The sequence below is a fragment of the Catenovulum agarivorans YM01 genome (assembly GCF_000281085.1).
GTDB classification, from domain to species: Bacteria; Pseudomonadota; Gammaproteobacteria; order Enterobacterales; family Alteromonadaceae; genus Catenovulum; species Catenovulum agarivorans.
The window spans coordinates 366,401-386,718 of the sequence record NZ_JH767522.1 but is presented as its reverse complement, the minus strand read 5'-3'; the positions used below and the strand labels follow the sequence as shown (position 1 = coordinate 386,718).

General features: G+C 39.0%; 22 protein-coding genes. 14 read left to right on the top strand and 8 right to left on the bottom strand.

The features are described 5' to 3' along the window. Positions 1–159 precede the first annotated feature (159 nt). Positions 160–1,533: a bifunctional UDP-N-acetylglucosamine diphosphorylase/glucosamine-1-phosphate N-acetyltransferase GlmU gene (glmU, locus tag WSC_RS0104385; RefSeq protein ID WP_016954694.1), complete on the top strand. Its 1,374-nt coding sequence runs from the start codon at positions 160–162 to the stop codon at positions 1,531–1,533. A 1-nt stretch (position 1,534) separates the two neighbouring features. Here the strand turns inward: glmU and WSC_RS0104380 are convergent, their stop codons facing one another. Continuing rightward, positions 1,535–2,104 (bottom strand): CBS domain-containing protein, encoded by a 570-nt coding sequence (locus WSC_RS0104380; protein ID WP_016954693.1) that lies wholly within the window; start codon positions 2,102–2,104, stop codon positions 1,535–1,537. 164 nt (positions 2,105–2,268) lie between these two features. On the opposite strand from WSC_RS0104380, the gene WSC_RS23940 reads away from it, so the two are divergent. From WSC_RS23940 to WSC_RS0104365, 3 genes are all read left to right on the top strand, one after another. Continuing rightward, on the top strand, positions 2,269–2,838 hold the full coding sequence (locus WSC_RS23940) for a peroxiredoxin-like family protein (protein WP_016954692.1): 570 nt from the start codon (positions 2,269–2,271) through the stop codon (positions 2,836–2,838). Positions 2,839–2,934: 96 nt separating this feature from the next. After that, complete coding sequence (locus tag WSC_RS0104370; protein WP_016954691.1) at positions 2,935–3,189, top strand: type II toxin-antitoxin system ParD family antitoxin; 255 nt, start codon at positions 2,935–2,937, stop codon at positions 3,187–3,189. Beyond that, complete coding sequence (locus tag WSC_RS0104365) at positions 3,170–3,466, top strand: type II toxin-antitoxin system RelE/ParE family toxin (RefSeq protein ID WP_016954690.1); 297 nt, start codon at positions 3,170–3,172, stop codon at positions 3,464–3,466. Before WSC_RS0104370 ends, WSC_RS0104365 begins: the two co-directional genes overlap by 20 nt. An 18-nt stretch (positions 3,467–3,484) precedes the next feature. Here the strand turns inward: WSC_RS0104365 and WSC_RS0104360 are convergent, their stop codons facing one another. Then, positions 3,485–4,237 carry an SDR family NAD(P)-dependent oxidoreductase gene (locus WSC_RS0104360; RefSeq protein ID WP_016954689.1) on the bottom strand — a complete coding sequence of 251 codons (753 nt, stop codon included), beginning with the start codon at positions 4,235–4,237 and terminating at the stop codon, positions 3,485–3,487. Positions 4,238–4,394: 157 nt separating this feature from the next. On the opposite strand from WSC_RS0104360, the gene WSC_RS0104355 reads away from it, so the two are divergent. Further along, entirely contained in the window at positions 4,395–5,321 is a 927-nt protein-coding gene (locus tag WSC_RS0104355) for a LysR family transcriptional regulator (protein ID WP_016954688.1), read from the top strand. Between the two features lie 27 nt (positions 5,322–5,348). Here WSC_RS0104355 and WSC_RS0104350 read toward each other — a convergent pair whose 3' ends face one another. From WSC_RS0104350 to WSC_RS0104325, 6 genes are read right to left on the bottom strand one after another with little or no spacing between them, the layout of a single operon-like run. Then, positions 5,349–5,993 carry a YchE family NAAT transporter gene (locus WSC_RS0104350; protein WP_016954687.1) on the bottom strand — a complete coding sequence of 215 codons (645 nt, stop codon included), beginning with the start codon at positions 5,991–5,993 and terminating at the stop codon, positions 5,349–5,351. Between the two features lie 47 nt (positions 5,994–6,040). After that, positions 6,041–6,379 carry a hypothetical protein gene (locus tag WSC_RS0104345; protein WP_016954686.1) on the bottom strand — a complete coding sequence of 113 codons (339 nt, stop codon included), beginning with the start codon at positions 6,377–6,379 and terminating at the stop codon, positions 6,041–6,043. Continuing rightward, complete coding sequence (locus tag WSC_RS21860; RefSeq protein WP_016954685.1) at positions 6,376–7,632, bottom strand: ATP-binding protein; 1,257 nt, start codon at positions 7,630–7,632, stop codon at positions 6,376–6,378. The genes WSC_RS0104345 and WSC_RS21860 overlap by 4 nt, the downstream gene beginning before the upstream one ends. A 21-nt stretch (positions 7,633–7,653) precedes the next feature. Beyond that, a complete protein-coding gene (locus tag WSC_RS0104335) occupies positions 7,654–8,364 on the bottom strand; it encodes a response regulator (protein WP_016954684.1) in 711 nt (236 codons plus the stop codon). After that, positions 8,349–8,750, bottom strand: coding sequence for a DUF3019 domain-containing protein (locus WSC_RS21855; RefSeq protein ID WP_016954683.1), 402 nt, complete (start codon positions 8,748–8,750; stop codon positions 8,349–8,351). The genes WSC_RS0104335 and WSC_RS21855 overlap by 16 nt, the downstream gene beginning before the upstream one ends. A gap of 11 nt (positions 8,751–8,761) precedes the next feature. Then, the gene (locus WSC_RS0104325; RefSeq protein WP_016954682.1) at positions 8,762–9,622 is read right to left on the bottom strand and encodes a MipA/OmpV family protein; all 861 of its coding nucleotides are present in this window, start codon (positions 9,620–9,622) and stop codon (positions 8,762–8,764) included. Positions 9,623–9,811: 189 nt separating this feature from the next. Between WSC_RS0104325 and WSC_RS0104320 the strand changes: the two genes are divergently transcribed. The 9 genes from WSC_RS0104320 to WSC_RS24820 all read left to right on the top strand — a co-directional run bounded on the left by WSC_RS0104320 (position 9,812) and on the right by WSC_RS24820 (position 19,858). After that, positions 9,812–11,884: a TonB-dependent receptor plug domain-containing protein gene (locus WSC_RS0104320; RefSeq protein ID WP_016954681.1), complete on the top strand. Its 2,073-nt coding sequence runs from the start codon at positions 9,812–9,814 to the stop codon at positions 11,882–11,884. 80 nt (positions 11,885–11,964) lie between these two features. Next, entirely contained in the window at positions 11,965–12,459 is a 495-nt protein-coding gene (locus tag WSC_RS0104315) for a DM13 domain-containing protein (RefSeq protein ID WP_016954680.1), read from the top strand. Between the two features lie 49 nt (positions 12,460–12,508). Continuing rightward, positions 12,509–12,940, top strand: a complete 432-nt coding sequence (locus WSC_RS0104310) for a hypothetical protein (RefSeq protein ID WP_016954679.1) — start codon at positions 12,509–12,511, stop codon at positions 12,938–12,940. Between the two features lie 158 nt (positions 12,941–13,098). Beyond that, positions 13,099–14,343: a beta-barrel domain-containing protein gene (locus WSC_RS0104305; RefSeq protein WP_016954678.1), complete on the top strand. Its 1,245-nt coding sequence runs from the start codon at positions 13,099–13,101 to the stop codon at positions 14,341–14,343. Next, complete coding sequence (locus WSC_RS0104300; RefSeq protein WP_016954677.1) at positions 14,343–16,451, top strand: peptidase domain-containing ABC transporter; 2,109 nt, start codon at positions 14,343–14,345, stop codon at positions 16,449–16,451. The genes WSC_RS0104305 and WSC_RS0104300 overlap by 1 nt, the downstream gene beginning before the upstream one ends. A gap of 29 nt (positions 16,452–16,480) precedes the next feature. Then, positions 16,481–16,669, top strand: coding sequence for a response regulator transcription factor (locus tag WSC_RS24590; RefSeq protein ID WP_237716285.1), 189 nt, complete (start codon positions 16,481–16,483; stop codon positions 16,667–16,669). Between the two features lie 40 nt (positions 16,670–16,709). After that, the gene (locus WSC_RS0104295; RefSeq protein ID WP_016954676.1) at positions 16,710–18,107 is read left to right on the top strand and encodes an MFS transporter; all 1,398 of its coding nucleotides are present in this window, start codon (positions 16,710–16,712) and stop codon (positions 18,105–18,107) included. Positions 18,108–18,288: 181 nt separating this feature from the next. After that, on the top strand, positions 18,289–18,597 hold the full coding sequence (locus tag WSC_RS0104290) for a hypothetical protein (RefSeq protein ID WP_016954675.1): 309 nt from the start codon (positions 18,289–18,291) through the stop codon (positions 18,595–18,597). A 1,084-nt stretch (positions 18,598–19,681) separates the two neighbouring features. After that, positions 19,682–19,858 (top strand): hypothetical protein, encoded by a 177-nt coding sequence (locus WSC_RS24820; protein WP_157447180.1) that lies wholly within the window; start codon positions 19,682–19,684, stop codon positions 19,856–19,858. The last annotated feature ends 460 nt before the right edge of the window (positions 19,859–20,318 follow it).

Below are 20,318 nucleotides of genomic sequence, written 5' to 3'. Positions count from 1 at the left end.
TCTTTTTCGTATAGATGACATATGTAACCAGTATCCGAATTGACACCAATACAAGATCCCAAACCAACAAATTTAGTGTCCTTCGTCTTCACATCGTCATTTAGCTTGGTTATCCTAAGCGGCATTAAATACTAGATTAATAATTAAAAGGACGTGAGCATGTCTCAACCAATTACCAGTGTTATTTTAGCCGCGGGCAAAGGCACTCGCATGAAATCATCCTTGCCAAAAGTGCTGCATAAAGTAGGTGCTAAAGCTATGGTTGAACATGTAATAGATGCGAGCCGTTCCATTAATAGCGAAAAAGTTATTTTGATCTATGGTCACGGTGGTGAAAAACTGCAACAACACATTGCTGAACCATCACTTATTTGGGTTGAGCAAGCAGAACAATTGGGTACAGGCCATGCCGTGCAACAAGTAGTGCCGCATGTTGCCGATGACGAGCAAGTTTTAATTTTGTACGGTGATGTGCCACTGATTACCACTGAAACTTTAAATGCTTTGATGGCAGCAGCTCCGGCCAAAGGTATTGGTTTATTAACGGTTAATTTACCTAACCCAACAGGTTATGGCCGCATTATTCGTGATGGCGAAAACAATGTGGTTGCTATTGTTGAACAAAAAGATGCATCTGATGAGCAAAAACAAATCAACGAAGTTAATACAGGTATTTTAACGGCACCTGCTGGTTTATTAAAAACTTGGCTGTCGCAGCTCAGCAATGACAACGCGCAAGGTGAATATTATTTAACCGACGTGATTGCTATGTGTGCAGAGCAAGGTTATCCAATTGCAACAGCGCAACCTGCTGAAAGTTATGAAGTTGAAGGTGTGAATAACCGTTTGCAACAAGCTGCACTAGAGCGTATTTATCAACAGAAACAAGTTGAAGCTTTAATGGTTGAAGGCGTTACTTTCCGTGATCCTGCCCGTGTTGATGTGCGTGGCAGTGTAACTGTTGGCCAAGACGTAGCTGTGGACATAAATGTTATTTTTGAAGGCGAAGTGACTTTGGGTCATGGTGTGCAAATTGAAGCGAATTGTATTTTACGCAATTGTTCAATTGGCGATGGCACCTTAATTAAAGCCAATACAATTGTTGAAGATGCTAAAGTTGCTAATGACTGCTTTATCGGTCCATTTGCGCGTATTCGTCCAGGTTCTGAGTTTGCTGAAGGTGTGCATATTGGTAACTTTGTTGAAACCAAAAACACTAAAATAGCCAAAGGTTCGAAAGCCAATCATTTAACTTATTTAGGTGATTCTGATATTGGCTCTGGGGTAAACGTAGGCGCAGGTACTATTACTTGTAATTACGATGGTGCGAATAAATTCCGTACCACTATTGAAGACGGAGTGTTTGTTGGTTCAAATTCATCTTTGGTTGCGCCAATCACTATTGCTAAAGGCACAACCATAGGCGCGGGTTCAACTGTGACCAAAAGCTCACAAGCTGATGAGTTAGTAATAGCACGTGCCAAGCAACGCCATATCAGCGGTTGGGAACGACCAGTTAAAAATAAACAATAAGCTAGTCAGTTAACCCTCTAACTGCGGTAAATATGTCTGCAAACGACGGCGCTTTTTTAATTGAAATGTTCAACCTGAGTTTGCGGGCAATATCACTTGCCGAGATTAATCCTCGAATATGATTGTTTTGTTGGTCAACAACTAAACAATGTTGCACACCATTTTTTTGCAAAGTATTAACCACATCACCAATGCTTGATTTTATTATGTCTGAATAGTCGAGTGCTCGTAAGCTGTCGCGCGGCCGCATTAAATCGGCAACTAATACTTCATGTTGCTGAAAACCATTGACGACCATACTGACGACGCTTTGTTTACAAATATCGTCATAACTAATTAAACCTATCAACTCTTTGTTTTGGTCAACCACAAGTTTCATTTTTACATGGGTGCGGATCATCTCTTGCTCGGCCTCTAAAGCCGAAGTTTGGCTATCTATCATCAAAGGTTTGTGTTTTTTAAAGTCGGTAAATATTGCGATAGCGGCTGACCGAAGGTTAGTTTCTTCAAACTCTTCTGGTTGAACCAAGTGATCTTGTTGTTCGACTGAGTGTAGCGATAAATTTTTCATAGTTATCCTCAACTATTTTTTACCTTGTCCATCAATAAATGTAGTCGTCTTTTCAGCTTTTATGACCCACAGTCGCAAAAATATTTTAGTTATTTGAAATTTATTGGCTAAATAAGCGGTTATAGTTGTATATATTGCATAATTTATTGTTTAGGGGATTTTAGGTGAATTTAAAAAAATTCGTTCCAGTTATCTTATTGGCGTTTTTGGCTGGCTGCTCGGTTGCGGCTATCGAAGATAGATATTTAACTAAAGATACATATACAACAGTTGAAACTTTTACACTGAATACGGGTGATAATATCCCGTCAGTTGCATTAAAAGATGGGCAGGGGGAGCTGTTTAATTTACGCAACTTAGCTAATCAGCAAAACTTATTGCTTGTTATATATCGTGGTGAGTGGTGTCCGTTTTGTGTTAATCAATTGGAATCATTTGAAGCTGCGTTGCCTGAATTAAAAAATCATAATACACGTTTAGTCGCAATTAGCCCCGATGATGAAGCTACGACTAAAAATACCCAGAAGCAATTTGGCCAAGGTTATTTGTTTTTAACAGATCCCGAGCTTAAATTTGTTGATAGTTTAGGTTTGAAAAAAGATGCAACTACGCCACATCCGGCAACTATTTTGGTTAAAAAAGGGGGGGAAGTTGTATGGTTTTATGTAGATAAAGACTATAAAACTCGCCCAACAGGTGAACAAATTCGCACTGTGTTGCAGAAATTTTTGTAGATTTATTAGCATTAATCGCCAAGTATTTTATTGGAATTGCAGTTTGACTAGGTGTAAAGTGTAACAGGTATTGTGATGCAATAGAGGTGCGAATACATGGCTCAAGTTGATTTAGATGAACATTGGCAGGTTTTTATCCAGAATCAAGTTAGTAGTGGTCGCTACCACTCTGAGAGTGATGTAGTAGAGCAAGCGCTTCGTGATATGGAAGTTAAACATAAAAAAATAATGGCTTTGCGCAAACATTTGGATGAAGGTGCAAGTGATACTGTATCTGGCAATTATAGCGATATGGATATAGGCAACATGATGGAGTTGTTGGAGCGAAAAATTGACGGGACTGAAGGTTAAAATATCTAACAGGGCTGCAGCCGACCTAATCGATATTGCTACATATACAGCTAAGGAATGGGGAAAAGCACAAGCACTAAAATATGTGTCACAATTACGTAGCCGATTCATATGGATAGCTAAGCATCCAAAACTTGGTACTAACCGCAAAGACTTAAGAGAAGGATACTTTTGTTATCCACAAGGACAGCATCTTGTTTTTTATTCTATTGAACAAGAGTATATTTTGATAATAGGTGTGCTGCATAAAAGAATGGATTACTTAGCACACCTATAAGAATATTGTTAGCAACAATCACCCTAAACAAAAACCGCCATCTACTCGTATTGCCGCATTACGCATACCGCTAGATGCATTTGATGCTAAATAGTCAATGGCGGCAATCATATCTTCTGGTTGTAAAATTCGGCCCATAGGTGTGCCACTCATATTGCCTACTAACTCTGTGATTTGTTCATCTGACATACCAGCTTTAGTTTGAATTTCAGTTAAAGTCACACCTGGGCGTAAATGGTTTATACGCACACCTTGTGTAGCTAACTCTAAATTAATTGAGCCTGTTAAACCTTCAAACGCGGCTTTACTGGCGGAATAAACTGAAGCGGTCGGCCAAGCTTTTTCAACAGCAACGCTAGATACATAGACCACGCTGCACGGGTTAGCCAATACAGGGATAAAGCTTTGCAACATAATTGCTGGACCAAAAAAGTTAATTGCCATGGTTTGTTGCATCATCTGTTGGCTATTGTCTGCAAACATGGCTGGGTAAAATACCCCTGCGTTTAAAATTAAACTATCAATTTTAATTTGTTGGTTAGTTAAATGTGCGGCTAAAGAGTTAATTTGGTCAAAATCGGCATTGTCACAGACAAAACCTGTGATCTGATTTGTTCCAGCTAATTCACTTAATTGTTGCTCCGTCTGTTTTACTTTTGCCTCATCCCTGCCTGTGAATAAAACATTTTTGCCTTGGTCTACAAAATGTTTTGCTGTAGCCAAACCAATACCTGAAGTTGCACCTGTAATAAAAACGGTTTGTGTATTCATAGCTATTTCCTTTTTGTGAATAAATTTAATCTGTTGGTTATTTACACAACAGAGTTTATTGGTTTTAATTGTTGCTGATTAGATGGTTATGGATGAACACTTTGTTTCCCATTCGGAACGAATGCTGGTAAGTTGCGGAACGAATAACGAGGCGGCTATGCAAGAATTACACAAACACTTACCCAATTTGTATCTATTCAGATTGGTCGCACAACAAGGCAGTTTTCAAGCAGCAGCAAATGTTTTAAGTTTGCCGCGCTCGTCTGTCAGTAAAAAAATTCAGCAATTGGAAGAGGATTTACAGCTGAGATTATTACAGCGCTCTACCCGAAAACTATCGTTAACCGAAAATGGTTTAGCTTTGTTACAAGCAACCGAAAGTTTAAAAGAGGTGCTGAATAATACCCAGCAGATGTTGTCGAAACGCCAACAACAAGCTGTTGGACGGGTGAAAATAAGCTGCTCTACCGTTATTGGTGAGAAGTTTTTATTGCCGTTAATAGCTGAGCTTACCCAAACTTATCCACAAATATCGCTCGATCTCAATTTAACTGACAATGTGGTTGATTTAATTGCCGACAAGGTCGACATAGCTGTGCGGGTGGGGCAGTTGCCTGACTCGTCACTCATTGCGCGTAAAATAGGTCAAAAGTCGTGGGCTTGGTATGCCAGTCCAAGTTATTTAGACAAGTTTGGTACACCAAGTACACCACAAGAATTAGATAAACACGCCTGTTTAATTTTTAAAAATTCACATATCTGTCTGAATCATTGGCAGTTTATTGATAAACAAGGAGAGATTATCAATTACCAAGTGAAACAAAAGGTTACAGTAGACGATGGCCGAACTTTGGTACAGTTAGCTTGTTTAGGCCAAGGTATTTTGATGGTTGACCCTTTGTTAATTCAGCCAGAAATTGCCGCAGGTAAATTGGTGGCTATTTTTACCGATTACCACCACCCAAATACCATGCCGATTCATTTGGTTTGTTTAGGTAAACAAGCGCGTAGCAAAGCGGTAGATGAAGTATGGCGCGTATTAAACGTAAGAATGCCAGAATTGTTGCAAGTGGATGTGGTTTAACACTCATCTAACTAATATGTGGTCAGGTTAACTCTGTGCAGCTGTTAACAACGGAAACAATCCGCGCAAACCATTGGCGATAAATTCAATTGCGATAGCGGATAAAATTAAGCCCATAATGCGTGAAAATACATTGATGCCTGTAGTGCTAATTTTGGTTGCTAACCACGGGGCTGTGCGTAATACCGCAAATAAACAGGCGGTTAAGACTAATAAGGTTAAAGCCAGCATTAGATAATGGCCAATCGTATCGCCTTTATGTGCGGCTAAAATAACCGTACTAATAGCGCCCGGGCCTGCTAATAAAGGCATGGCCAAGGGGACAATGGCTACCGCGCTTTTATCTATTGACTCATGTGCTTCAGCTTCAGTTTGTTTAATTGGGCTGGTGCTGGCGTGCAACATGGAGATCGCCATAATCAAAATTAAAATACCGCCGCCTACTCTAAACGAGTCTATGGTAATGGCGAATACAGCAAGAATATAGTCGCCTAAAAACAGCGCGGATAACAAAATAACAGCGACAGTTAAACTGGCGCGATTGCAGGTGCTTTTTGTTTCAACTTGGCTGAAATTGTGTGTCATGCTGATAAATAAAGGTACAGCGCCAATTGGGTTGATAATCGCGAGCAGACCAATAAATATCTTTAAATATTCGCTTAAATCTAACATCGTATTCTCACAGTGGGCGGTAATTTTAGTATGGCTTAAAATTGAATTTATTCATCCTCTACAGCTGATATACACTCACCTTGTTTTTCGAGCCAATAAAAAGTATTGCCAACAATCACAATAGAGCCAGATACAACCGCGCTAATTGGCACCATAATAACTGCGCTAAACACAGCGCTGGCAAATTGTTTTACGCATTCATCATTTGAGCAGTTACCGACGGGGCGGTAAGTTTGTACTTCTTGTGTGGTTAAGGTGTATTTTTTACTGACGACTTGGCAGTCTTTGTCGTAGTACTGAATTTTTTGCGGTACAACTATGCAAGCTGCCAATATGATAGGTGCTGATGCCACCAGTAAGTTTTGCCATCTTGTATTCAGTTTCATTTATGTTTTCCTTGTAAAGTTACTTTTAAACCACCTAACTCAGACTCATCTAACCGCAGGTCTAAGTTATGCCATTTGGCGATTCGCGCGACTATTGCCAGCCCCATGCCATAACCTTGTGAATTTTTTTCACGGTAAAAAGGCAATAAAACTTTGTCTCTAATATCTGCGGCTATACCTTTGCCGTCGTCATTTATGCTCAGTTGCCAGCTTTGTTTGTTTTGTTTAAAACACACTATTATTTGCTGTTTACTGTAGCGACATGCATTAGTGATTAGGTTATTCAGCAACATATTAAAATAGTTGTGATCAACCTGAATACTGGCATTGTCGTTAATATCTAGCTGAATATTTTTATCTGGATAATGTTCGCTGCTGACCTGCAATAAATTATGCAGCTGTTGTTTTACTCGGTAGCTTTGTAGTTTTAGCGCAATTGTTTGTTGCTCTAAGCGGGCAAATTGCAACAGGGTTTCAACTAAGTTAGACATTTCGTCTAAATCACGACTCAGGCGGTTTATATGTTGCTGTGCATCTGCATCATCTTCAAATTTTTCTTCGAGCCAATCTATGCCAAAACGCAAACGCGCAATGGGTGTGCGTAAATCATGAGAGACAGCGCGGCTGAGCAATTTATTGTCATCTAATAAGGTTTGAATGCGCTGCGCCATTTGGTTGTAACCAATTTCTATTTGTTTAATGTAACTAAAATGGCTATTGGGAATACGCTGGCTGAGTTCGCCACTGCCAAATTTATTTAATGCCGCTTGAATAACAAATAACCGGCGGATCAAGGGAGCAGACCACAACATAACCAACAAGGCGATACCCGCATAAAAAAACAGTGTGAACCATAATCTATAGTCAGTTGTTTGTGCCGGTATTAACTGCTCGGCGGGTAGTTGATAACTTAAACTCATTATCTGTTGTGGATTGTTGGTATCTAACCAATGTAACGACATTTGTTGGCTAGACTGTAAAAATAACGGTTCACCAGTTTGTATATGCGTGGTTAACTCAGCGGGTAAAGCGAAGTCGGATACACTGGTTAAGCTCAAAGTTAAAGGGGCTTGAACTTGGCTTGCAGTTGTCAGCTGTTTTGCTAATGCAAATAAAAAACTTTGTTGCTGATTGAGCTGGATGTCTTGTTGTTGCTGCCGCTGAATTTTAAGGTAACTATAATCTAACAAATAGCCTAACCCTATCGCCGCACATAAAGTCACTGTTATTAATGATAGAGTGAAAGTTCGCATTGTTGTTGAGCCTAGAGCCAGCTAACTATTGTGCCAAGCTTGTTGGTTAAACAAATAACCTTTGGCGCGTATGGTTTTTATTTTTTCTGAAGGCTGTGCCGTATCTCCGAGTTTTTTGCGCAAACGCGAAATACTGATATCTATCGAACGATCAAAACCATCGTATTCCAAACCACGTAATGCTTTTAACAATGTTTCCCGTGAAACAATTTGACCGGCTTGGCTTGCAAGTAACCATAAAAGATCAAATTCATTGGCGGTAAGATCAATTTTTTCCTTGTTTAGTTTTACCCCTCGGCTGACTTTATCTATCAACAATTGGCCGAATTGCAGCTGCTCTGTGGTTGTTGGTTTCTCTCGGCGCAACAATGCTTGAATATGTGCTAATAAAACCCGAGGGCGCACGGGCTTGTGCATAAAGTCACTTACGCCTAACTCTAAACCTTTTATTTCGTCATTGTCTTCGCTGCTGGCGGTTAACATTAGAATCGGTGTTGGTTGTTGGCTGCGGATATGCTGGCAGACCTCAAAACCACTGAGTTTAGGTAGGTTTAAATCGAGTATGACTAAATCTATCGAGTGCTGATTAAATAGTTTAATCGCCTGCTCTCCATCAGCCGCATGGATAAGATTAAACTTATGGCTAACTAGATAGTCATTGATCCATTGGGCAAGCGACTGATCATCCTCTACCAATAAAATATTTAGTTTGTCTGTTAAAACAGTCGCCATGACGAACGCCTTTGTTGCGATTGGTTGTATACCCAAGCAATTTCAAAGCGCAATTGGGCTAAGGTTTGCTGCGAGTAGCTATTTTTAATACTAAAGACAACATCTTCAGTACTTTGCACATCGTATTGGAAAAAACCAGCTTGTTGGCCGTTTTGTTGCCAGCAGGTTAAAGCTTGAGGCGATGAGCTAATAAATAAACAATAAGAGCCTTTTGTGTTTATCTGCCAGTTAATATCAACCAGTTGATAACAAGTTTGCCCTTGGTGTAATGCAACGCAGCGAGCCGGAGTGGCTTGCATGCTTGCATCAAGCTGCTCGGCGTTAGCGTTTGGCTGCCAACTTAGGCTAACAATTAGCAATAAACTGGTTAAGCTTGTTTTAAACAAATCCTTGTTCCTCAGAATACGTAGCTTACTGACGAAGCAAAGATATGTGCTTCGTCATGAACTAGTAGTGGGCTGTCGTCAACACCAGAGAGTATTTTTGTATATCGATAAAAACCACGCCATACCCAGTCTTCTTTAATTGGATAAGTCAAACCAAACTCAGCATTGGCCCCTAGACCAGCTTTTGCATCTGAGTAAGCTGAAATTGTTTCACTGGCTTCTTCTGGACTGACATTAAAATAATATTCTCCGGCGTGTTTACTGTGATAAACCAGCCCAGCCAACAGGTGCAGATTTAGATTACGCTGCTGCCAGTTTTTACCCAATAAAGTGGAGATGGTGTGGCCGTCATGCGAGCCTGAAATATCTTGCAACAGCCGTACTTCTACCATGTAATCTGGGTGGGCGTAGTTGGCTCTAATACCTAAATTAAAATCGCCTTCACGTGGTTTTAACTTAGAGTTTTTCCACGTTTTGTTGTCATCATCATCCCCCATGCCGTAATGCACTGGCGCACCTATGATATCAACAGACCAAGTAGAATCACTCACTAGGTTATAGCCCATGTTAAAGCCGTTAATGCCTTCCGCATAAGCTTCTATAAAAAAACCTTTATATTGGTAACGGCCATTAATATTTAAATAGAATTCAGGTGCCCAACCAAAATCTTGGTCAATATTGTCTTCAGGATAACCCCATAGCGGGCTTTTATAATAGCTAATGCCTAACCCAAGATCTAAAAATCCGCCGTTTTGATCAGCTGGAATACTCGCGCCTCCCCGGACTGAGTGGCTTATATCGTCTGCTTGTAATGGGCTGGATAATGTTGCCACAGCTAACACACAGCTGAGGTAAAACTTAAACAATTGCATAAAACTGAAACCTTAATAATCCGTTATTGAATTGTGCGCGATTATCTCTGTTATATGTGTAACCGAGTGTAACAGAGCTTTAGTTAAATCAAAGCGTTACAAATTGATACATAACAGCAAAGCTCGGATACAAAAACAATTGAACTTGTTGTGTAAGCTTGCTGCATATTATTTGAAAGGAATCCTGTTATGCAATTTTCACTCAAACCCAGTTATCTCGCTTGGCTAATGTTAGTCGGCCAAAATGTATTTGCCCAAGATGGTGAATTACCCTCAGAATTGGCGCAAGCAGAATCAGTAGAAAAATCGTCAGCAACTGAAGAAATTATCGTAGTTGGCAGTCGCCGTGCTTATTACACACAAATTACCGAAAATGCTGAAAAACTTACTAGTATGCCGGGGTCTATGGGCGATCCTATTGCAGCAGTGAGTGCCTTGCCTGGTGTGATTATGCCAACTTCTGGCGGCGAACCAGCAGTGCGTGGTTCATCACCAGCAGATAATAAATATTATATAGACGGCATGCCGGCAGGTTATATTTTCCATCAATTTAATACCTCGATATTTGATGCGCAAACCATTCAAGATTTTCAACTCTATTCTGCTGGATTTGGTGCTGAGTATACTGGTGCAACTGGTGCTGTTTTTGATGTGCGTTTACGCGATCCGAAAAAACAAGAGCTAGCTGTTACTTTAGATGCGTCGTTATTGCGCGCAGGTGTGTTTGTTGAAGGACAAGTGACAGACAACTCAGCATTTTATTTATCAGCACGTAAAGGTCTGATTCAATATTTTATCCCAGAAGAAGATGAAGCGGATGAAGATGGTTTTCGAATTATTAGCCCACCAGAAGACAGTGATTATTTAGCCAAATATGTTTGGGATATTAACTCAAATCATCAAATTACCTTAATGGCTGTTGGTGCCAGTGATTATGCCGAAGCCGAGTTTACTCAAGCATCCGATATGGCCGCATTAAATCCAGATTTTGCAGGGGAAGCAAAAATTGATGAGGGGTTCGATAGCCAAGCAATTAGCTGGTTGTACAACCCAAGTCACAGTACAGAAATGAAGTGGATACTTGCCCGTTACCAAGACAAAATGACCACAGAATGGGGTGAAGACTACTACGAAAAAATTGATTTTGTTGAGCAATATATCAAAGGGCAAATTAAGTTTGCACTTGGCCAAGCGCACAATATTACTGTCGGCGCAGAGCACAAAAAAACACAATTTAAATATGATCTCGACTCAGTGCATTTTGTCTGCACTGAGTTTGACAGCCAGTGCCAAACGACACGGCGCGACAATATCCAAATTCAACATCAACTTAACAGTGAAGATAGCTCATTTTACATCAGTGACTATTGGCAACTTAACCCGAATGTCAGTTTAGAAACGGGCGTGCAAGCTACTTACAACAGTTATTTAGATGAAGAATTTGTCCATCCGCGCATGGCATTCACTTGGCATATTTTGCGCAACTTAACTTTGTTGTCGTCAGCCGGACGTTATAACCGCTTTGCTGATATAGGCACTGTTTTACCTGAAATTGGTAACCCAAATATGCAACAGCCAGTGTCAAATCATTACACATTTGGTTTTAAAGGTGATTTAGCCGAAAACTGGAACTGGCAAATCGACAGTTATTACAAAACCTTTGATCGACTACCAACAGCGTTAGCCGAAGAAGACGACCCAGAACAAGAATATTATGTTGCACAAACTTCGGGTGATGCCAAAGGTGTTGATTTATTACTCAATCGCGATCGTGCAAATAATTGGTATGGTTGGGCCTCAGTTAGTTATTCACGCAGTCAAAGAAGCAACAATTTAACCGGCCAAACTGCAGATTACCGACTTGATACCCCACTGGTGTTTAATTTAGTCGCCAATTATCAATTCAGTCCAACTTGGGATATTGGTTTTCGTTTTGTTGCTAAATCTGGTGAAGCCTATAACAAACCTGTCGGCATTGAGGAAAATCCATTGTTTCCAGACAGATATATAGGCGTTTATGACGAGCCTTATGGCGATAGATTACCTGTGTATGCGCGCTTAGATATACGTTTGCAACACGAATTTACCTTAATGAACAACCAGGCTAAATTTTTTGTTGATGTGATAAACGCACTGAATCGACGTAATACCATAGGGCGAGATTTAGACTACAAACGGGTAAATCAAACAGGCGAATTGTTTATTGAAGAAGAACAAGATCTCGGCATTTTTCCATCCGTTGGTATGAGTATTACTTTTTAACCAATGAAAGTTTTTTAATCGTTTCTCGGTCTAGTTTTTCATGCAAGGTTTTAAGTGAAAAACAACAGAGGATTCGCGAGATGAAGGTTAAACTGAGTCAGTATACTGTGTTATTGGCGGCTGTATTAACGTTAGCTAGCTGTGGCAGTGATACTAAAGTTGATATAGATGCAGGTGGTTCAAATTCAGAACAAATGAATGATGACATGGACATGATGGCTGATTATCAATGTGGCCAGAATGACCATCCGAGTGTTGGTAAAACTATGGTATTTAGCTCTTTAGCCCATGATGTTAGTGGTTCAGCACAAATCATTGATAACTGTACCATTCGGGTTTCTGCTTTTAACTATGACGGTGGTGGCCCAGCTGTTTATTTTTATGGCGGCATTGATGGTAACTACCGAGATGACGGCGCTGGTTTTGCGATTGGCCCTATGCTCAATGGCACTGTTTATAGTGGCGACAGTATAGACGTGATGTTAACTTCAGCAGACCAGCTCGACAAACTAAACGGTCTCAGTGTCTGGTGTGCGGATTTTAATGTTAGTTTTGGTGATGGGTTGTTTATGTAGTAAAAAATGGCTCAAACTACAGAGTAATTAAATTTTACAAGGACGTATTATGTACAAGAAAAACATCTCAACCGCTATGTTGTGTGCATTTGCAGCTATTGCGGGATTCACCGCCTTTGCGCACATGTCGTGTATTTATTTAGGGCCAGGCTGTTACCAAGCACAAATGGCACCGCCACAACTAATTGAATCTGCAAAAAACGGGACTTTATTAGCGCCGATAGCGACTGTTTTTGTATCTGCTCTTTTTGTTATTTGTGGGTTATTTGCTTTGTCGGCTGCAGGGCTCATTAAAATACTACCTTTCCTAACTACTGCAAGTTATGGCATTTCAGCTGTGTGTTTAGTTCGAGGGGTAGCAACTATTCCACTGTCGTTTTTGTATCCACAAATGGTAAGCGGCTTTTCAATTACCGCTGGTGCTATTTGGTTTATTGCGGGTTTATTGTTTCTGTTTGGTTTTCGTATGCAAAAATTTTAGACTAATCTGTATTTTTAGCTGAAGAAGACACGATCCTTCCTCTTGTAATTCCTTAATTTTCAAAAAATAGAATTTTGTGTTGATTGTTGACAATGTTTTGTTGTTTGTTGTATTTTTGTTTCTTGTGTTTTGTATTTCTTTGTCTAAGTGTTTATGGAATGTTGTTTAGAAAGGAAGCTCTAGAAAATCAATTTGATAAATTGCATGGTGACGTTGTTATCGTGCCAAAAGCTTCTGTTGTCACCACAATTGTAATTTTAGTACTTTGGGTCGTTTTAGTTGGTGTCTGGTTATATTCAGCTAATTATGCAAGAAAAGAAACAGTTTCAGGTTGGATTGAGCCATCGGGAGGGGTTTTACGAGTATTTGCAGATGGAAACATAGGTACCATTGAAAAAATAAATATTCAGGTCGGCCAGACGGTTAAAAGAGGTGATGAACTTTTTGTTATCTCAAGTACAAAAGCGCTCGAAAGCGGTAAAGAATTAGAATTTGAGTTGCTGGGAGAATATAAGGAGCAGCAAAAAGCGATCGCTAGCCGTATCGAAAGTGTAAAACAAATAAATGCGCTCGAAGTTGAACAAATTAAACAGCGAGCAGAAAATCTAGTCCAAGAGATCTCACAGGTAAATCTACAGATAGCTACGCTGAAAGATATGTTAGCGCTGGTGAATCTTCGTGAAGAAAATTTTAAAAATTTACAAACCCCAGGCTATGTATCTAAAGATCAATATATGTCTGTTAAAGAGCAAAAGCTCAGTATTCAATCCGAATATCAAACAGCGGTAAGAGGTCAACTTAAACTTAAGCACTCGTTATCAGAGCTTATTTACCAACAAAAAATATTGCCTCAGCAACATAAAAATGAAATTACCCAGCTTGAAAGACAATTGAGCGAATTGAACCAGCATATATTGCAATTAACCGGTCAGCAAAAATATGTTGTTAAAGCAAAAGTGGATGGGGTTATTGGCAATTTGCAGATGCAACAAGGAGATGTTGTATCGTCACAAGACTTACTTGCTACTATAAACCCCTTAGATGGAGCGTTTATCGCTAATGTTTTAGTTCCGGTTCGCGCTGCTGGTTTTTTGCAGCAAGGTCAAAGTTTAAAAATTCGTTACGATGCTTTTCCTTATCAAAAATTTGGTTTGTTTGATGGAGAAATCACTACAATTTCGCAAAGTATTATATTACCAAACGAAGTCATGCATGCTCATATTGCAGTACAAGAGCCTGTATATTTAGTTAAAGCTCAAATAAAACAAGACAAAATTAGTGCTTACAATCAGCAAATTGCATTGAAGTCGGGCATGACACTTTCCGCCGATATAGTGTTGGATAATCGAAACTTGTTCGAGTGGTTGTTAGAACCTATTTTGAGTGTACAAGGACGTTTATAATGTCATTAGTTTCCACACCATTGGATAATTTATTTACCCATTTTAGTCCAAATAAACTACCTGTAATTATACAAACCGAAGCGTCAGAATGTGGGCTCGCATGTTTGGCAATGATAGCTAGTTATTATGGTTATGAAACCGATCTTATATCCCTTCGGCGCAAGTTTTCGATATCCTCTCGTGGGGCTACACTTAAACAATTGATGAGCATTAGTAGTGAAATAGAGCTATCCAGCCGAGCTTTAAGGTTGGAAGTTGAACAAGCGCCTCAGTTGCAAATGCCTTGTATCCTGCATTGGGATTTAAATCACTTTGTGGTTTTAAAAAAAATAAATGGGAATAAATATACGATACACGACCCAGCACATGGTGAGCGTGTATTATCTGCCAATGAATTTTCAAAAAGTTTTACTGGCGTTGCCCTAGAATTAACGCCAACTCCAGAGTTTGAACAAAAAGAAGAAAAAAGCCGACTAACGTTGTCGCATTTCTGGTCTCGTATTTTTGGTTTAAAGCGCACGCTAATATATATTTTTGTGCTGTCGCTGCTGCTTCAACTCTTTTCTTTGATAACTCCATATTACATGCAAACCGTGGTAGACGATGTTTTGCTGCGCAGCGACCAAGATTTACTCGTAGCTTTGGCATTTGGGTTTGGGTTGTTATTAATCATCAACACCTTAACTTCGCTTTTCCGAGAGCTGGTAATTTTGAATTTATCCAGTCGATTAAATGTCCAAATGGCGCTGAATGTATTCAGGCATCTAATCCGTTTGCCCATGGAATATTTTTCTAAGCGACATATGGGAGATATTGTTTCGCGCTTTTCGTCATTGGGGCAAATTAGGACGCTATTAACTACAGGCTTGATCGCCGCACTACTAGATGGTTTGATGGCAATAGTCACTCTAGTCATGATGTTTATATATAGCAGTCAGTTATCCTTTATCGTTTTATTTACAGTCATTGTTTATGCGGTGCTACGCGCAATTTTATACCGACCTATTCGTATCTTAACTGAAGAAAGTATCACGACAGCAGCTAAAGACAGTAGCCACTTTATGGAAAGTGTTCGTGCCATTCAAACTATAAAACTATTCCAAAAAGAAAATGATAGACAAAGCCAGTGGTTAAACAAACTAGCAAATAGCATTAACAAAGGTATTCGACTAAAAAAATGGAATATTGGTTTTGCCAGCGCTAATCAAATTTTATTTGGTGTAGAGAATATCTTGGTAATTTATTTCGCGGCGATATTGGTGATGGACAATTTAATGACAGTAGGGATGTTGTTTGCGTTTATGAGCTATAAAGGTCGTTTTGTTGGTTCGATGCAAAGTCTAATTGAAAAATTTATCGAATTTAGAATGATTGGCCTACACTTTGAACGCCTCGCTGATATTGTTTATCAGCAGCAAGATTGCATGATCCCTAAAGTCCACAACTCAATCAATACTCTACAACAACAGAGCAGTCACTTAGGTCACATTTGCGTTAAATCCATTTACTACAAATACGACGAAATAGAACCATACGTATTTGAAAGTATTAGTTTTGAAATAGCGGCAGGTGAGTGTGTTGCTATAGTTGGCCCAAGTGGGTGTGGTAAATCAACTTTACTGAAATGTTTGATGGGTTTAATACCTATCAGTAGGGGCGAAATAATTGTAGACGGCCAACCCTTAAACAAAGCTACTGAATATAGGACGCAAATTGCAGCAGTCATGCAAGATGACCAATTGTTAAGTGGCAGCATTATGGAAAATATAGCCTGTTTTGAAGAACAAATTGATATGGATAGAGTTGTAATTTGCGCTCAAATCGCATGCATTCACAATGACATTTTAAGTTTGCCGATGCAATACAACACACTCATTGGTGACATGGGTTCCAATTTAAGCGGTGGTCAAAAGCAACGAGTTATCTTGGCTAGAGCCTTATATCGAAATCCCAAGATACTTTTTTTAGATGAAGCGACCAGCCATTTAGATAAAGGAAATGAAGCGCAAGTGAATGAAAACATAAAACAGCTTGGCATTACTCGTGTAATGGTCGCCCACAGACCTGAAACAATCGCGATGGCCGATAGAATAATTGAACTCAAATAAGGAGAAATTTTGTGCAATCCGTAGAAAAAATGTCTCAATTATCCAACAGAGAAAAAGAAGTGTTGCATTGTATCATTCAAGGATTAACAAACAGTGCAATCGCTCGAAAATTGTATGTAACAGAACATACAGTTAAATTTCACTGCAAAAATATATATTCAAAGCTAAGTGTAAAAAATAGAGTTGAGTTAATTTGCATAGCTAAAGTTCAGGGATAATTCACATGAAAAATGTAATACTTTATAGGCTTGAATATCAATGAAAAACGCACAGGTAGAAGAAAGCACACAAATTTCTAGGCAAGAAAAAATTTGTTTTTCATCAGGATTAATTGCCGACCACTATGCTTCACAAAGTATTATTTACTTGGCAATTCCAATCTACAATATACTATTTGCTGTTAACCCGGCCGCTGTGGGCTTTATATTGGGATTGTGTCGGTTTTGGGATGCTATATCAGATCCAATAGTTGGTAGTATTACCGATAACTTGAGAACCCGAACAGGTAGGCGAAAACCTGCTATACTGGCAGGTGCTATTTTGACTGGCGGGTTATTTCCACTGCTGTGGGCTGTTGATTTAAGTTGGTCAGAAAATACAAAAATAATCTATTTTTCAGTGGCTATGTTGCTTTACTACACAGCGTATACCGTGTTTTCAGTTTCTTACAATTCACTTTCGTTTGAAATGACGCCATGTTATTCAGAACGAACAAAGTTATACGCATTTAGAAATTTATTCGCCCAACCAATAACCATGGGTATTTTTTGGTTAATGGCATTTATTTACTCAGATATTTTTTCATCACCAATTCAAGGAACGCACATTGTAACCACATTGGTAGGCGCACTGATCATTGTTTGTGGTTTGTTGACTGCATTTTTTAGCAAAGAACGTTATTACAAACTTGCAAAAAATCAACAACGTATAAGCTTCTGGCAATCAATCAAAGAATTAAAACAATATACAACAATATGGATTCTTGTGACTTTAATGGTTATTGAGCTGTTATCCAGTGCATTTGTTGGCTCTTTGGGTTTTTACCTTACAACTTATTATGTGTTTTCTGGTGATATTCAAAGCGCTACCGAATTTAGTGCTTATTTAGGGACTGCATCGGTTATAGCGGGCATGTGCTCTTCATGGTTGGTTTATAAACTTTCTAATCTTGTATCCAAAGAAAAAATTATCTTGTGGGGGCTTATTATAAGTCTTTTGGCGTCGGTATCTAAAGAATGGACATTGTCACAGTCGTCACCAAATTTACTATTTGTCAGCGTTGTAATGCTTGCATTTTCATCTTCAGCATTTTGGATCTCTATTATTTCGATGATTGCCGATTTTTGTGACTGGGATGAATATAAATCCGGCGTTCGGCGTGAAGGCAGCGTTTCTTCAATAGTTAGCTGGTTTAATAAAGCCGCTATGGCTTTGGGTGTTATGTTGGCGGGGGCAACTTTATCTTACTTAGGCTTTGAAGGTGAAATCACAACTCCTTCAATGGAAAGTTTGCTTGAAATGAAACAATTGTGTATTTGGCTTCCCATCGCGTTATATAGCATAAGCATTGTAGTAATTTTACTGTACCCATTAACTAAAGATACAGTACTTGAATTAAGAGCAAAACTTGAATCGATCAGAGGAAGCGTTGTTTAGACCCTAAAGTTTTACCTGTAGTTAACTGGGTATTAAATGGTATGACTGAATCCCTTGCTATTGAAATTTTTTGGACAATAAATTTTGCAAAACTATACTTTTGGGTAGGTTTAATTGTTGGCTGTATATTGTAGTCTTTTGGTGGCGTTTTTTGCGCTAACTAATTGTAAGGAGAAGGAACATGAACGAAATTAGAGAATTAACATTTGAAGAAATTGAAGAAGTTAACGGAGCATTTTTAGTTAACGCTATTTCGGGCACAATAGGAGCGGTTACAGGAGCTGCTGCGGCCTATTTAGGCTCAGGCGGAAACCCTTCGATGGGGTCTGTGATTGGAGCGGCTGCAGCTGGGTTCGCTGGTGGTTTCGTATCACCTGGTTTTGCAGTTAGGAATACCGGAGCGGCGCTCGCTGCGATTGGAAATACTACTATGGGTGGCGGGATCGGCATGGCTGGCGCTGGCTTTGGTTATGAAATAGACCAATTTTAGTTAATTAAATTGACATGAAATTCAAGCTTGAGTGCCTTTAGAGCTTGAATTTCATTTTGCCCTAGGAACTATTGATACCGCTTTGAGGTTTTTTCGAGTGAGTAGCTCTTTAAACTTTCAGCTAATAAAGGTCGATTATGGACACACGAATTATTACCTATTTACCCAAAATGCTGTTAATTAGCATTTTTCTTTATTCAGTAGCAGTGTTTTATTCCGGTATATCTTTAGCGGTTACCTTAATAGGACTACTTTGGGGAGGTGTGATTGCTGCGATTTATCCAATTCTAGTAACCAAAGGTTATCACGGGTTCTCACAAGTGCTCTTAATACTAAGCCCAATTATTTTTTCTCGCTTCAAATCTCTGAATATCACTGGAATGGAGCCCTTAGAATTCATTCTTGCTGGTTTCGTTTCAATATGTGTCTGCTGGTTGCTAATGAAAAACACATTGAAAAGGTATATTAAAGAAGCATGCTAATGGCTTAGTTAAGCCTTTTCATAATGATTACATTTGATGCTGAATACCAAAATAATTCATGAGCTTAAAATTACGCTGAAACAGTTGGGTGCACAATATAGTCGGAGAGATTATATATTTACTCTGTTTAGCTTGCAGTTTATGTCGGCATTTTGCCTCTTTTTGTGTTGTTTCACATGGGCTGCTAATGAAATTGACAGTTTTCCGCTAAATGTTGAGCGTTCAAGGTGGGTTCCCGCTGTAACAATGTTTTTGCAATGTGCATTTTTATACGTGAAAAAACAGAGTAAGTACTACCGGCCAATACTTTATATATCTATGATAATGCTTTGTTTCTCTATGGTGCTGTGTGGTATTGCGGTAAAGGTATTTGCAATTGTATCGATATTACTCTTTGTAAATTTTCTTCAACAAATTTGGCTGTATAAATAAGCAAATTTGAATTTAGGGAGCCTTAAAATGGTCTGGGGTTAACCATATGATAGGCTGCTGCCTTTAATACTTTGGGTTGTGGGATATTAGGTTAGGTACTTGACTATTTTTAGGGGTTTATAGAGGAGGGCATCGCCGTAGCTTTAACTAATAGATTAGTACTGCAATTTATGCTCAGATATGTTTTGCTTTCTGCTGTAATGACAGGAGTTCCAAATATAATATGTAGAATGGTGGATGTGCCTATTGACGTATCTTTTAATTTTGCAATGCAGGCGTTAGCCGGTTGGATTACAGCTGCTTGGTTTGCTGATAAATTTACCAAACAAAAATCAAAAACACTGTAATTTTTGAAATGGTGACTTATCGCCAATTTCGTATTAACAAAACCATTTAATAGCTGTGTTCTGATTTAGTTTTGCTGAATGCTTTATAAGACAGGGTTGTTCCATGCCACATCGACTAGCCGTATATAAGGGACGCCAACAACCAGATTAAACATGTGGTAACAATTTCTTCTTGTTCCATTTCTTTGCCTAGCATGCTTAAACTTAGAAAAATCAGAGTAGACAATATCACCCATTTCATGACGCCTTCTAAACAAATGAATTTTATTATCCCACCGTGTTTTTGACGTTCCCACTTGGAAATGTTCTCCAAATCCCAAACTTTGTACATTGAACAGTACCGAATAAAAAAGCTACTAATCATCACAATTTAATTTTGCACCTAAACGAAATAAGCATGGAATAACCAAGTAATTAAAACTATAGCATGGAACAGGTTTGATTGTTGACAATGTTTGGT